We start from the raw sequence: 13,259 nt of genomic DNA on the forward strand, positions 1-13,259 counted from the left end.
CAGCTTTGAGTCGTGAGCTTCAAGCAGCAAGTTGAGTGGCTTGTGGCTTGCGACTAAATCGGAAAGATTGCGTTGATCTGGCCGGTGCCGGAGCTGCCGAAGGGTTCGGTGATGATTTCGGCGGGCTTGTCGTAGTCCGGCCCGCCAAGCAGCCCCAGCAGCATCGCCGTGTCATGCATCTTGCCTTCGCCAAAGCAGTGTTCGGCGTAGTCCGGGAGCATGGCGCAGAACTCTTTCCAGCGGCCCTGGCGCCACATGTCCACGACGTGCAGGTCGACTTGCTTGTCGAACTCGCGGGTCCAGTTATGGATGTTGGCTTCGGCGTTGCGGTCATCGGAGAAACGGTGCGACAGCGAACCGGAAGCCAGCACCAGCACCTTGCGGTCGCTCTTTTCGATGGCCCGGCGCACGGCGGCACCAAAGGTGAAGCTGTCTTGCAGGCGATGCCAGGCGCACCAGGCGGCAATCGAGACGACGTTGAGCTTGTGCTCGTCGGGTACGTCCATGTGCATGTAGCGCATGGGCACCAGCGTGCCGTATTCCAGTTCCAGGCTCGGGATGTTGTGGGCCAAGGTGCGGACGTCGACTGCGTTGGCCTCGGCGGCAATCAACTCGCCCAGTTCCGGGGCGCCCGAGTATTCGTATTCCATGTTCTTGATGAAGTGCGGCAGTTCGTTGCTGGTGTAGACACCCTTGAAATGCTCGCCGCTGTTGACGTGGTAGGCGCTGTTGACCAGCCAGTGCACGTCGAACACCACGGCGGTGTCGGCTCCCAGTTCACGGGCGCGGCGGCCAATTTCCTTGTGGCCGGCGATCGCCGCTGCGCGGCAACCGTGGTGCTTGCCGGGCAATTCCGACAGGTACATCGAGGGAACGTGGCAGATTTTCGCAGCCAGGACGACTTCGCCCATGATGACTCTCCTGAAAAAATTGTTCTTGTTGAGGCTTGGGTAATCGGTGAATCACAGCCTTTGTGAATGCATGAACCCTGTGGCACCGACTTACACGCCCCAGCGCGGAATGTGATGACTGCCCATGGAAATACACACGTTCTTGATCTCGGCAAACACCTCAAAGCTGTACTGTCCGCCTTCGCGGCCGGTTCCGGAACCCTTCACACCGCCGAAAGGCTGGCGCAGGTCGCGCACGTTCTGGCTGTTGATGAACACCATGCCGGCCTCGATGCCATGGGCCAGGCGATGGGCCTTGCCGATGTCCTGGGTCCAGATGTACGAGGCCAGGCCGTATTCGGTGTCGTTGGCCAGTTGCAAGGCTTCGGCTTCGTCCTTGAATGGGATCAGGCACACCACCGGCCCGAAGATTTCTTCCTGGGCGATACGCATCTTGTTGTTCACGTCGGCGAACACGGTTGGCTGGATGAACTGACCTCTGGCCAAGTGTGCTGGCAGGTTCGCTGGGCGCTCGAGGCCGCCCGCGACCAGGCGCGCACCTTCCTCGATACCGATACGAATGTAGCCTGTGACCTTATCGTAGTGCTGCTGGGTGATCATTGAACCGACTTGGGTTTTCGGATCGGTAGGATCACCGACGATCAGACGCTTGGCGCGGGCGGCGAACTCGGCGACGAACTGCGGGTAGACGCTTTCCTGGATGAAGATCCGGCTGCCAGCGGTGCAGCGCTCACCGTTGAGCGAGAAGATGGTGAACAGCGCCGCGTCGAGGGCGCGCTCGAGGTCGGCGTCTTCGAAAATCAACACCGGTGACTTGCCGCCCAGTTCCATCGAGTACTTTTTCAGCCCGGCGGTCTGCATGATTTTCTTGCCGGTGGCGGTGCCGCCGGTAAAGGAAATCGCTCGCACATCCGGATGACGAACCAGCGCATCGCCGGCCGTGGCGCCGTAGCCCTGGATCACGTTCAGCACGCCATTGGGGATGCCGGCTTCGACCGCCAGGCGCCCCAGTTCGTTAGCGGTCAGCGGTGACAACTCGGACATCTTCAGCACGGCGGTATTGCCCAACGCCAGGCACGGCGCGGTCTTCCAGGTGGCGGTCATGAACGGGACGTTCCAGGGCGATACCAGGCCACACACACCAACCGGTTGGTACAGGGTGTAATTGAGCATCTGATCATCGACCGGATAGGTATGGCCGTCCATGCGGGTGCAGACTTCGGCAAAAAAATCGAAGTTGTGGGACGCGCGTGGGATCAATACGTTGCGGGTCTGGTGGATCGGCAACCCCGTGTCGAGGGTTTCCAGTTCGGCCAGTTTCGGTACGTCCCGGTCGATCAGTTCACCGAGTTTGCGCATCAGCCGGGCACGTTCCCTGGCGGGCGTGTTGGCCCACTTCGGGAAGGCTTCCTTGGCCGCCGCCACTGCTTGGGCGACTTCCTCGGCGCCGCCGCTGGCGACTTCGCCGATGGCCTCGCCGGTGGCCGGGTTGTAATTGACGAAGACGTCTTTGCTTTCGACCTCACGGCCGTTGATCCAGTGTTTGATCATGTTGCTCAAGCCTCTTTACGGGACGCGAAGAATTCGGCTTCGCTGACAATTCGATTGATCAGGCGACCGACGCCTTCCACTTCCACCACCACTTCGTCACCCGGCACCACGTCGGCCAGGCCTTCGGGCGTGCCGGTGGCGATCATGTCGCCGGGCTGCAGGGTCATGAAGCTGGACAGGTATTCGATCAGGTAGGGGATGTCGAAAATCATGTCTCGGGTGCTGCCTTCCTGGCGCAACTGGCCGTTGATCCAGGTGCGCAGCGTCAGGTCGCTCGGGTCCGGCACGTCGGCCACATCGACGATCCACGGGCCGACGGGGGTGGTGGCGTCGCGGTTCTTCACCCGCAGGTTGGGACGGTAGTAATTTTCCAGGAAGTCGCGGATCGCATAGTCGTTGCACACGGTGTAGCCGGCCAGATAGTCCAGCGCATCCTCGCGCTTGACGTTGCGGGCGGGTTTGCCGATGACCGCCACCAGTTCGCACTCGTAGTGCATGTACGCGACGTTGTCGGGGCGCCAGGTGATTTGGTTGTGGCCGGTGTAGGTGCCGACAGACTTGATGAAGGCCAGCGGCTCGGTCGGCGGTTTGAAGGCCAGTTCGGCGGCATGGTCGGCGTAGTTCAGGCCCAGGGCGAACATGCTGCCGGTGGCCGGTGGCAGCCACTCGACCTGGTCTTCGGCCAACAGGCGACCGTTGCTCAAGCGGACGGCGTTGTTGTCCTCGACGGTGACGGCGTGGATTTCGCCTTCGAAACGAATGCGCGCATGTTTCATGAACGGGCTCCTGTTTCTTCGGCCACAACGGTATTGACGAGGCGGCCCACGCCGCTGATGTCCACTTCGACACGGTCGCCGGGCAGTACATCGACCCGGCCCTCAGGCGTGCCGGTGATCAACACGTCGCCGGCATGCAGGGTCATGAATTCGCTGATCTCGGCGATCAGTCGGGGAATGTCGCGGACAAAGTTGGCGGTGCTGTTTTGCTGGCGAACCTCGCCGTTCACATACAGGGTGATCGCCAGGTTATGCGGGTTGGCAACCTGGGCGACGGACAGCAGTTCCGGCCCGATGGCGCAGAACCCATCCCGGCATTTGGCCTTGACGGCAGGGCGGTAATAGCTGTCTTCCGGCAGGCTGAATTCGTTGACGACGGTGTAGCCGGCCACATACTCCAGCGCCTCGGCGGCGCTGACGCGGCTGGCCGACTTGCCCATCACCACGCCCAGCGCCGGCCCCGGTTGCAGCCGTTCGCCGTGACCGGGATGAACCACCTTACCGCCATGCCCATTACGGGTATTGGGCGTCTTGATGAACAACACCGGTTTGACCGGCGGCTTCTGGTAGGGCGGTTGCTCGAACTCGGCGAGGCGCTGTTTCAGCAGCCCCTGGTAGTTCAGCGCGACCCCGAACAGGGTGCCGGTCGCGGCGTCATGCAGGGCATGGCTCATGCTTGTCTCCTGGCTGCGGCAGAGTGAGGAGTGCTCCGCGCATTTCGTTAATGTGTTAACAGTTATAATTAAGATGTTAACTATCGTCAAGCGTGGCAGAATCGTCGGCGCTGGTTGCTTTGTTGCAACCGGCGCAGGATGAATATCGAGCCGTTGCCTGAACCAGAATAAGAACGAGTAATGCGTGATGACTGAGCGCCCGCCGATCCCCAACATCAACATTGGCCAGGTGTACGACCAACGCTACAGCGATGCGGAAGTGCACTACGACCGGCTGGCCAACCTGGCCGGTTTTTTCGGTCGCAATATGCCGGTTCACCGGCATGACCGTTTCTTCCAGGTGCACTACGTCAAGAGCGGCACCGTGCGGGTGTATCTCGACGACCGCCAGTACGTTGAATCCGGGCCGATGTTTTTTCTCACGCCGCCGACCATCCCTCATGCCTTCGTGACCGAGGCCGACAGCGACGGGCATGTGCTGACGGTACGCCAGCAACTGGTGTGGCAATTGATCGATGCCGATCCGAACCTGGCGCCGGCCGGCGCGCAGATGCCCGCGGCCTGTGTTGCCTTGGGACACGTGGCGCCCGAACAGGCGGAGGAGGTGCGGCGGCTGGAGTACCTGTTCGAGGTGCTGAGCGAGGAGGTGGCAGCCAGCAGGCCGGGCCGCAGCCTGGTGCTGGATGGTTTGACGCGACTGATCATGACCAGCCTGCTGCGCCTGTGTTCCAACTCCTTGGAGGCCAGGCCGGCGCGGCATGAAGACCTGAAGATCTTTCACCGCTTCAACGAGCTGATCGAGGCGCACTACTTGCAGCACTGGCCGCTGTCGCGCTACGCCGAGGGTATTGGCGTTACCGAGGCGCGCCTCAATGACGCGTGCCGACGCATCGCCGACTTGCCTTCCAAACGCCTGATCATGGAGCGGCTGATGCAGGAGGCCAAGCGCCTGTTGTTGTTCACCGGCAGCTCGGCCAATGAAATCTGCTACCAGCTCGGGTTCAAGGATCCGGCCTATTTCAGTCGATTTTTCCAGCGTTATGCCAAGCTCACGCCAGGGGAATATCGCCAGCGGCAGTCGGGGTTGCGCTGAAACGGTGGCGCGGGGTTGCTTCTTGCAGCGGCCCGGCGAGGACACTAAGCTGCCGACTCGTCCCCTGAAACCATCCGAACATGGCCAATCCCAGACCTTCATTGACCCTGACGCTGTTGCAAGCCCGCGAAGCCGCCATGGCTTTTTTCCGTCCCGCGCTGAACCAGCATGACCTCACGGAGCAGCAATGGCGGGTGATCCGCATCCTGCATCAGCAAGGGGAACTGGAAAGCCATCAACTCGCTCACCAGGCGTGCATCCTCAAGCCAAGCATGACTGGCGTACTCGGTCGCCTGGAGCGCGATGGCCTGGTGCGTCGACAGAAATCGAGCCAGGACCAGCGTCGGGTTTTCGTCGGTTTGACCGAACAAGGGCAACAGTGTTTCGTGTCCATGAGCGAAGGCATGGAAAGCAACTATCGGCGGATCGAAGAGCAATTTGGCGAGGAGAAAATGCAGCAATTGCTGGAACTGCTCAATGAACTGAAAAACATCAAGCCCTGATCGAGAGGCAATATCCGTTTTCGGCACATTTGAACGATCGGCCGCCAAGGCGGAATGGAACTTGCCTGACCTTTGACCCATTAGCCCTGGAATCATCGAAGGTCGGGTCAATGAACCACTACAATATGGCACCGCCAGCGGTTTCGTCGGACGTGCCGCCGATATTGCCGATCAATCGGTTCCGCACCGCAGACATCGACGAGCATGCCCGGAACATGGGCGGTTGGCAGGTTTGCTATGACCAGTTGACCCCCGGACGCTTCGAAGGCGAGCTGGTCGAGTTTCGTTCGGACTGGATGCAACTGGTACGCGACCGCTCTAATCAGGCCATGACCAAGCAAGGCGTGGCTTGGGAAGGCGCGATCACCTTCAGCGTACCGTTGAGTGCCGACGGACCGGTGTTTTGCGCCGGACATCCGATCAACGAGCCCAGCCTGCTGGTGGCCCGCGGGCAGAACCTGCCTGAGCTGCGTACACCCCAACACATGGATCTGCTCGGGCTGGCGGTGGACGAGCAGGCCTTGGAGCATGTGCTGGAGCGCCAGGGAAGCCGCTTTCGAATTACCGATCTTCCCAAGTGTTACCGCTTGGGCGACTCAACGCTGCCGGCCGAACTGGCGGCGCTGTTCGATGAACTCGGCGGCGGCGAGCAGGGGCGTGAATCGTTGTTGGCTTACGAGTCGATCCGCCGTGGCCTGCGCGATACGGCCATGCTGCATGTGCTGGAACTGGTCGCGCCGGACCAGGCGCCTCCCTTGAGCCCCACGGCCCGCAAGCGCATGGTCGACCGCGCCCGGGAATACGCCCTGGCCCATGTCGATGAGCCCTTGTCGATCCTCGACCTGTGCAACCACATCGGTGCCAGCCGACGCAAATTGCAGTACTGCTTCCAGGAAACCCTGGGTATCAATCCGGTGGCCTATTTGCGTGCGCTGCGCCTCAATGCCGTGCGTCGTGAACTGCGCAACAGTGCTCAGGCCCAGGGCGTGCAGGAAGTGGCGGCGCGCTGGGGATTCTGGCATTTGAGCCGGTTTTCCAACGACTACCGGGTGCTGTTCGGCGAAACCCCTTCACAAACCCTGCGTCGCACGCATCTGTGCTGAAAACGGATAACGGCTGATAGGCCGGCTCCCTAGGATGACCCTCACAACACTTCGTTGGCAGGGGCATTCGATGAATCAGAATAATAAAACCTATGTCTTGCGCTGCACATGGCTCACCCTCGGGTTGATCGGCTTTTGTGCCGGCGCCCAGGGTACCGAGAACGGCGCGCCGACCACTGCGGTCGGGGTCTATGATTTTGGCGCCGGCATGATGCCGCCGGCCACGCCCTTCGGCACGGTCGGGCTGCGTACGGCGTTCTATTCGGCCAACGTGCAGAAGGACCGCCACGGCAAATCGCTGGACAACAACTTCTCCCTGGACGTGCTGTCGATCGGCGTGGCCTACATGCGCATGACCGATTACACCGTGCTGGGCGCCAAGTATGGCTTCGGCACGGTGGTGCCGTTCTTCCAGATGGACGCCTCGGTGCAGGTGCAGACGCCGGTGGGCCCATTGGATCTGGAGGCCGATCCGTTTCGCCTGGCCGACGTCCAACTGTTACCGGTGATCCTGCAATGGACGTTGTCGCCGAACCTGTTCGTCAACACTCAACTCCAGATCCAGGCGCCGACCGGCGACTACGACAAGAATCGCCTGATCTCGCCGGGGCTCAACCACTGGACGTTCTCCCCGATCGTCAACGCTACCTACATTTCCGACAGCGGCTTTGAAGTGTCCTCGAGCTTTGAAGTCGACGTGAACACCCGCAACCACGCCACCGATTACAAGAACGGCGTCGAGTACCGCCACGAATTCGCCGTGGGCCAGCACGTCGGGCCGTGGACCGTGGGCATGGGTGGCTATTACTACCGCCAGTTCACCGATGACGACGCGCCAGGGCTGGAGGCGGGCAACCGTGCCCGGGTGATGGCGGTGGGCCCGGCGGTGAGTTACTTCAAGCCTGGCATGCCGCCGGTATGGCTGCATGTCTACAAGGAGTTCGACGCGCGAAATCGCGCCGAGGGCTACACCACGGCATTGCGCATTTCTCACAGCTTCTGAAGGGGCTCGCCATGAACCGATCAAATTCCGTTTCAACGGCTGCGGCCCCCTTGCGTCAGGCCAGTGGCCGGCGTGAAGGGCTGGTGCTGATGCTGGGCAGCAGCCTGACCATCATGGGCTCTGTGATGGTTGCGCCGATCCTGCCGCGGTTGGGGGCCGAATTCGGCCCCGTTGAGCCGCGTGCCGAGTTACTGGTGCCGTTGGCGATCACCGGCCCGGCCCTGGCCATTGCGCTGTGTGCGCCGCTGGCCGGGTGGCTGGCCGACCGAGTGGGGCGCAAGGCCTTGCTGGTGCTCGCCACGTTGCTTTATGCCTTGCTCGGCGCGCTGCCGGCCATGCTCGACAACCTCTCGGCGATTGTCGGCACGCGATTACTGTTCGGCTGTGCCGAGGCGGCGGTCATGACCTGTTGCGCAACGCTGATTGCCGACTATTGGCAGGGCGAGGAGCGCCTGCGCTACGTCAACCGGCAGGTGGTCACCATCGGCTTGGTGGGGGCGCTGTTCTTTGTCGTGGGCGGTGCCTTGGGCGAGCATTCGTGGCGTGCGCCATTCCTGCTGTACCTGCTGCCATTGTTGCTGGTGCCGGCGATGATGAAGGTGTTGTGGGAGCCGCCGGTGGTGCTGCGCCAGCAGGTTGAGCAGCCAGTCGAACCGGGTGCGTCCAAGGTCGCCGTGCTGCCGTTGGTGATCGGCTACCTGATGATTTTCGGCGGCATGGTCCTGACCTTCGTCGTACCGATCCAGGCGCCCATGGTGTTGGTCAGTCTTGGCGTCACCTCCAGCACCCTGATCGGCCTGGCGGCGGGGTTGAGCCTGCTGGCCACCCTGGGCGGCTCGTTGATGTGGCCGTTACTGCGTCGCCGCTTCGGCATCGCCGGTTGCAACGCGCTGATGCTCGGGTTGATCGGCCTCGGGCTGTGGCTGTTGATGCGCGGGCAGAGCTACAACGCGGTCCTGGTGGCCGTGCTCGTTCAGGGCCTTGGGGCCGGATTGTTGGTGCCCAACGTGATGGCACCGGTGATGAATGCCTTGACCGCCACCACTCGGGGGCGGGGCTTGGGTGGTTTTACTTCCTGTCTGTACATCGGCCAGTTCGCCAGTCCGCTGGTGGTGGCCTTCGTCGGCACCGTCGCCGGTGACCTGCGCCACTCCATTCAATGGCTGGCCCTGGCCAGTTTTATCCTCGCGTTGCTCTGGGTCGCGGTCGGCCTGCGCGCTCGCGGTGATGGTTCGGCCAGCACCGTCGGATCCCGTCAATCTTCATGAAATAAGGAAACGTAAGCATGGCGATGCAAGACATCCACCAGTTGATGGACTCTGAAGATGCCACGGCGCTGGCCGAGTGGGTCAGGCGTGGCGAAGTCCGCCCCGGTGAGCTGCTGGAAACGGCCATCGAACGCCTGGAGCGGGTTGAACCGCAACTCAATGCGGTGGCCGAGCGCTTGTACGATTCGGCGCGGGAGGCAGCCGGTACATCGCAGGTCGGGCAAGGATCGTTGGCCGGTGTGCCGACCCTGATCAAGGACCTGTTTTCACCGGTCAACGGCGCGGCGATGACCAACGGCTCGCGCTCACTGGGAGACGCTCGTGCGGATTTCGAATCAGAAGTCGTGACGCGCTTGCGGCGTGCCGGATGCCAGGTGATGGGCACCAGCACCTCGCCGGAATTCGGTACCTCCTACTCCACGGAGTCCGCGCGCTTTGGGGCGACACGCAACCCTTGGAGCCTCGATCACAGCGCCGGCGGCTCCAGCGGTGGCGCGGCGGCATTGGTGGCGGCGCGGGTGGTGCCGTTTGCCCACGGTAACGACGGCGGCGGCTCGCTACGGGTGCCGGCGTCCTGTTGTGGCGTGTTCGGCTTCAAGCCCAGCCGTGGCCTGCTGCCGTCGGGGCCGATGGTGGGCGAGGGTTGGGCCGGGATGGGCACGCCCCATGGGATCACCTTGTCGGTGCGCGACAGTGCTGCGCTGCTGGACGCCACCGCCGGGATGGATCTGGGGGCCCCCTATGCCGCCCCGGTCCAGGCGCAGCCCTACGTGACCGCGTTGCAGCGCGATCCAAAACCGCTGCGCATTGCCCTGGTCGAGCAGCTTGGCCCCTGGCCCACCTCACCGCAGAGCCTCGCGGCGGTGGGCGAGGCCGCGCGACTGTGCGAGTCGTTGGGGCACCGTGTCGAACCGGTCAGCCTGCCAGTGGTGTTGCCGGAGTTTCTCGATCAGGTCTTCACCATTATCGGCGCCAGCACGCGGCATTACGTCGACCTGCTGGGCCAGATGCGCGGGTTTGCGGTCCAGGCCGAGGAGCTGGAAGTGCGCACCCGGATCATCCTGCGCGACAAGGGCAACGTCAGCGGTGCCCAGTACGCGGCCGCGGTGGAGTGGATTCATGCCCTGGGCCGGCAACTGGCGGGGTTCATGCAGGATTACGACGTGATCCTGACCCCGGTCCTGACCCGTGAACCGGTGCCGATCGGCGTGCTGGACCTTCAGGATGTGTGCATGAGCCTCGATCAATTGCTCGAGCGCTACCACAGCTATTCACCTTTCACTGCGTTGTTCAATGCCAGCGGGCAACCGGCAATGTCGGTACCGTTGTCCTGGAGTGCCAACGGCTTGCCGATGGGCGCGCATTTCGCCGGTCGCTTTGGCGAAGAAAGCACCTTGCTGGCCCTGGCCGCCCAACTGGAACGCGCCCAACCATGGCGCGGCCGGGTCCCGCCGATCAATGCCTGCCGATAGTTGACCTCAGGGCCACCGCCAGCACGCTTTGCTGTGGGAGCAAAGCGTGCTGGCGGTGGCTGTTTTGCCTTGCGTATCAGTACCTGATCATCACCGATTTCAGTTCGGTGTAGTCGTCGATGAAAGCGCTGCCGAATTCACGTCCCAGTCCTGAAGATTGACTCCCGCCAAAGGGCACGGCTGGGTCGAGCAGGGTGTGCATGTTGACCCACACGGTGCCGGCTGCGATGGCCGGGACCATGCGCAGGGCTTTGCTCAGGTCGTTGGTCCAGAGGCTTGCGCTGAGGCCGTACGGTGTGTCGTTCATCAGTTCCAGCAGTTCTTCTTCGCTGTCGTAGGGGAAGAAAGTGGCCACCGGGCCGAAGGTTTCTTCGTGCAGCAGGGCCGCGTCGCGCCGATGGGCGAGGATGATGGTCGGCTCGACATAGCAACCGGGTCTGTCGATGAGATGACCGCCATGGACGATGGTGCTGCCTTGCGCCCGGGCCTTGGCGAAGCATTCCCCGAGCTTCTGCTGATGCGGGCGGTTGGCGACCGGGCCGAACGTGGTGCTTTCGTCCAGGGGCGAGCCGATCTTGAATTGGCCCAGGCGGCGGGCGAGCTTGTCCATGATCGGCTCGAGTTGCGTGCGGTGGACAAAGAACCGCTCGGCCGCCGCACAGATTTGGCCGGAGTGCAGGAACCCGGCTTCGATGATGCCGTTGACCGCCACGTCCGGATCGACATCTTTCAGGAACCCCGCCGCATTCTTGCCGCCCAGCTCCAGGGTTGCGCGGGTCAGCCCCGCACCCATGGCCGCCTGGCCCACCGCCAGCCCGGTCGGCACTGAACCGGTGAACGACACCTTGTCGGTGCCGGGATGCTCGATCAACCCTTTGCCCACCTGGCCGCCGCCGGTCAATACATTGAGCGCGCCCGCCGGCAACCCGGCCTCGATGGCCAGTTCAGCGATGCGCAGGATTGTCAGCGGTGTGAACTCGCTGGGTTTGATGATCACGCTGCAACCCGTCACCAGGGCTGACGCCAGTTTCCAGATGGCGATCATGGTGGAGAAGTTCCAGGGCACGATGCCGACCACCACCCCGACCGGTTCGCGCAGGGTGAAGGCGGTGTAACGTTCGCCGGCAAAGGACGGCAATGACGGGGTGAGGGTCTCGCCGCCGATTTTCGTCGCCCAGCCGGCGTAATAGCGCAGGAAGTGGGCGGCCTGGTCGACTTCGAATGCACGGGAGATTTGGATGATCTTGCCTGACTGGCAGGTTTCGATCTGCGCCAGTTCTTCGCGATGTCGCTCCAGCAAATCGGCCAGTTTGAGCAGCACATGGCCGCGGACCGCGGGGGCTGTTTGGGACCACTGCTTGAAGCCGCGCCGGGACGACGCCACGGCGGCATCGATGTCGTCGCAGGTGGCGTCGCTGACCTGGGCGATGACCTGGCCGGTCGCGGGGTTGATGACGTCCAACGTCTGGCTGCCCTCGCTTGCGAGGTAGTCGCCGTCGATGAACAGGGCGTGAGGTCGACGGAGAAAGGCTTCGACCTGGGGCAGCAGGGCAATATCGCTCATAAGGGTTTCCTGATCGCGGAGAGGGGAAGCCCCGAGCTTAATGGCGAGGTGGTTGCCGAGGCTTGACCGTGCCTGCCGAGCCACATGTCTGTGGCTGCCAGTCCCGCGACCCGGCAGGCAGGAACAAGAGTTCGTGCAGCCAGGTACAAGCCAGCGCCGCCGCTTTGCGCTCAGATCAGTGCCTCGATTCGACGGCATAGGGGTGTGCGATGTTTCTCCAGACCAACAAACAGAAGCTGGCGTTGATTGCTCAGGTGCAGCGCGTACTGGCCGGCGAAACGAATAATGCGCCGATGCTCAAGGCGTATCCGTCCCTGCAAGACTGTCTTGAACTGCATGTCCGGCAGATGGCTGACGCCACCGGACGGCTGCGCCAGTCCGACGAGCAATTGGGTGAACAGGCGTTACGATTACAACAGGATCAACAGGCACTGGCGACGCTTCAGCACCAACTGACAGAGGCCAGGACACGTGAAGCAGCGCTTGAAGGCCGCTTGAGCGAGCACGCCCGGCAATTGCAGCATCAGCAGCAGGAGGCGCAGATCTGGGCGTTGCTGCAATCGACCCTGACCGAAGGGTGCTGGGACATCACGGTGGTCAATGGCGATCTCCAGCATCCCGGCAGTGGCATGCGTTTCTCCAGCCAGTTCCGCGCGTTGTTGGGTTATGGGCCTGACGAGTTGCCCGATGGCTGGGATGCCCAGGTAGGTATCACGCATCCGGACGATCTGCCAAAGATCATGGCGATTTTCGACCGGGAGATCCTGGCTCCGCTGGGGAGTGGCGAATATGTCTTCGAATACCGGATGCGTCACAAAAGCCGGGATTACATCTGGTGCCGGGAGCGTGGTCGGGCGGTACGCGACGGCCATGGGCAACTGCTCCGGGTCATCGGCGCCGTGCGTGATATCAGCGATGAACGCTCGGCCCAGTCCACCCACCAGCGCATGCTGGAGCAGAATCAGGCGACCTACACCCAGATTGCCACGGTGGTCGGGGTGATCAAGGGTATCGCCGAGCAGACCAACCTGTTGGCACTCAACGCCGCTATCGAAGCGGCCAGGGCCGGCGAAGTCGGACGTGGTTTTTCCGTGGTGGCCGATGAGGTGCGCAAGCTGGCGGAAAGTACCCGACAGGCCACCCATCAGATCCAGACCATGTTGCATCAGCACAGGCAGTAGACCGGGTGGACGTTGGCAGGCAGCAACAAAACCCCCGGCAGACACGGGCAAGACGCCCGGGGCAAGGGCGGCGCACAGTCATCCTGCCGCAATGCCGTTTTTGATCAGGGACTGGATGGGGAGGGCTGGGGCGTCGGTCCCGACCCCATACAAATGGACG

The 13,259-nt window shown here is 62.6% G+C and carries 11 protein-coding genes and 2 pseudogenes; 8 read left to right on the top strand and 5 right to left on the bottom strand.

The genetic code is table 11. The features are described from left to right. Positions 1 to 53 precede the first annotated feature (53 nt). The 4 genes from hpaD to N4Q37_RS14390 form a co-directional block, all read right to left on the bottom strand. A complete protein-coding gene (hpaD, locus tag N4Q37_RS14375; RefSeq protein WP_260958668.1) occupies positions 54 to 911 on the bottom strand; it encodes a 3,4-dihydroxyphenylacetate 2,3-dioxygenase in 858 nt (285 codons plus the stop codon). A 90-nt stretch (positions 912 to 1,001) separates the two neighbouring features. After that, positions 1,002 to 2,462 (bottom strand): 5-carboxymethyl-2-hydroxymuconate semialdehyde dehydrogenase, encoded by a 1,461-nt coding sequence (gene hpaE / locus N4Q37_RS14380; RefSeq protein ID WP_260958669.1) that lies wholly within the window; start codon positions 2,460 to 2,462, stop codon positions 1,002 to 1,004. 5 nt (positions 2,463 to 2,467) lie between these two features. Beyond that, entirely contained in the window at positions 2,468 to 3,238 is a 771-nt protein-coding gene (locus tag N4Q37_RS14385) for a fumarylacetoacetate hydrolase family protein (RefSeq protein WP_260958670.1), read from the bottom strand. Continuing rightward, entirely contained in the window at positions 3,235 to 3,912 is a 678-nt protein-coding gene (locus N4Q37_RS14390; RefSeq protein ID WP_260958671.1) for a fumarylacetoacetate hydrolase family protein, read from the bottom strand. Before N4Q37_RS14390 ends, N4Q37_RS14385 begins: the two co-directional genes overlap by 4 nt. A gap of 187 nt (positions 3,913 to 4,099) precedes the next feature. Between N4Q37_RS14390 and hpaA the strand changes: the two genes are divergently transcribed. From hpaA to N4Q37_RS14420, 6 genes are all read left to right on the top strand, one after another. Continuing rightward, positions 4,100 to 5,005, top strand: coding sequence for a 4-hydroxyphenylacetate catabolism regulatory protein HpaA (gene hpaA / locus N4Q37_RS14395; protein WP_260958672.1), 906 nt, complete (start codon positions 4,100 to 4,102; stop codon positions 5,003 to 5,005). Positions 5,006 to 5,085: 80 nt separating this feature from the next. Next, positions 5,086 to 5,508, top strand: coding sequence for a homoprotocatechuate degradation operon regulator HpaR (hpaR, locus tag N4Q37_RS14400; protein ID WP_260958673.1), 423 nt, complete (start codon positions 5,086 to 5,088; stop codon positions 5,506 to 5,508). A 110-nt stretch (positions 5,509 to 5,618) separates the two neighbouring features. Continuing rightward, on the top strand, positions 5,619 to 6,611 hold the full coding sequence (locus N4Q37_RS14405) for a helix-turn-helix domain-containing protein (RefSeq protein WP_260958674.1): 993 nt from the start codon (positions 5,619 to 5,621) through the stop codon (positions 6,609 to 6,611). Between the two features lie 70 nt (positions 6,612 to 6,681). Next, positions 6,682 to 7,614, top strand: a complete 933-nt coding sequence (locus tag N4Q37_RS14410; RefSeq protein ID WP_260958675.1) for a SphA family protein — start codon at positions 6,682 to 6,684, stop codon at positions 7,612 to 7,614. Positions 7,615 to 7,625: 11 nt separating this feature from the next. Beyond that, positions 7,626 to 8,882 (top strand): MFS transporter, encoded by a 1,257-nt coding sequence (locus N4Q37_RS14415; protein WP_260958676.1) that lies wholly within the window; start codon positions 7,626 to 7,628, stop codon positions 8,880 to 8,882. Positions 8,883 to 8,899: 17 nt separating this feature from the next. Then, the gene (locus N4Q37_RS14420; RefSeq protein ID WP_260958677.1) at positions 8,900 to 10,354 is read left to right on the top strand and encodes an amidase; all 1,455 of its coding nucleotides are present in this window, start codon (positions 8,900 to 8,902) and stop codon (positions 10,352 to 10,354) included. Between the two features lie 76 nt (positions 10,355 to 10,430). Here N4Q37_RS14420 and N4Q37_RS14425 read toward each other — a convergent pair whose 3' ends face one another. Beyond that, on the bottom strand, positions 10,431 to 11,918 hold the full coding sequence (locus N4Q37_RS14425; RefSeq protein ID WP_260958678.1) for an aldehyde dehydrogenase family protein: 1,488 nt from the start codon (positions 11,916 to 11,918) through the stop codon (positions 10,431 to 10,433). A gap of 629 nt (positions 11,919 to 12,547) precedes the next feature. Here N4Q37_RS14425 and N4Q37_RS27875 point away from each other — a divergent pair. Together N4Q37_RS27875 and N4Q37_RS27880 are read left to right on the top strand one after the other, a co-directional pair. Then, a pseudogene (locus N4Q37_RS27875) lies at positions 12,548 to 12,790 on the top strand (PAS domain-containing protein); the annotation flags it as partial. A 27-nt stretch (positions 12,791 to 12,817) separates the two neighbouring features. Continuing rightward, positions 12,818 to 13,081, top strand: a pseudogene (locus N4Q37_RS27880) (methyl-accepting chemotaxis protein); the annotation flags it as partial. Between the last annotated feature and the right edge of the window lie 178 nt (positions 13,082 to 13,259).

This window comes from Pseudomonas citri (genome assembly GCF_025336485.1).
GTDB lineage: Bacteria > Pseudomonadota > Gammaproteobacteria > Pseudomonadales > Pseudomonadaceae > Aquipseudomonas > Aquipseudomonas citri.

Bases quoted from the DNA above. Each gene is read 5' to 3' on its own strand.
- hpaD (WP_260958668.1), bottom strand. From the start codon at position 911: ATGGGCGAAGTCGTCCTGGCTGCGAAAATCTGCCACGTTCCCTCGATG.
- hpaE (WP_260958669.1), bottom strand. From the start codon at position 2,462: ATGATCAAACACTGGATCAACGGCCGTGAGGTCGAAAGCAAAGACGTC.
- N4Q37_RS14385 (WP_260958670.1), bottom strand. From the start codon at position 3,238: ATGAAACATGCGCGCATTCGTTTCGAAGGCGAAATCCACGCCGTCACC.
- N4Q37_RS14390 (WP_260958671.1), bottom strand. From the start codon at position 3,912: ATGAGCCATGCCCTGCATGACGCCGCGACCGGCACCCTGTTCGGGGTC.
- hpaA (WP_260958672.1), top strand. From the start codon at position 4,100: ATGACTGAGCGCCCGCCGATCCCCAACATCAACATTGGCCAGGTGTAC.
- hpaR (WP_260958673.1), top strand. From the start codon at position 5,086: ATGGCCAATCCCAGACCTTCATTGACCCTGACGCTGTTGCAAGCCCGC.
- N4Q37_RS14405 (WP_260958674.1), top strand. From the start codon at position 5,619: ATGAACCACTACAATATGGCACCGCCAGCGGTTTCGTCGGACGTGCCG.
- N4Q37_RS14410 (WP_260958675.1), top strand. From the start codon at position 6,682: ATGAATCAGAATAATAAAACCTATGTCTTGCGCTGCACATGGCTCACC.
- N4Q37_RS14415 (WP_260958676.1), top strand. From the start codon at position 7,626: ATGAACCGATCAAATTCCGTTTCAACGGCTGCGGCCCCCTTGCGTCAG.
- N4Q37_RS14420 (WP_260958677.1), top strand. From the start codon at position 8,900: ATGGCGATGCAAGACATCCACCAGTTGATGGACTCTGAAGATGCCACG.
- N4Q37_RS14425 (WP_260958678.1), bottom strand. From the start codon at position 11,918: ATGAGCGATATTGCCCTGCTGCCCCAGGTCGAAGCCTTTCTCCGTCGA.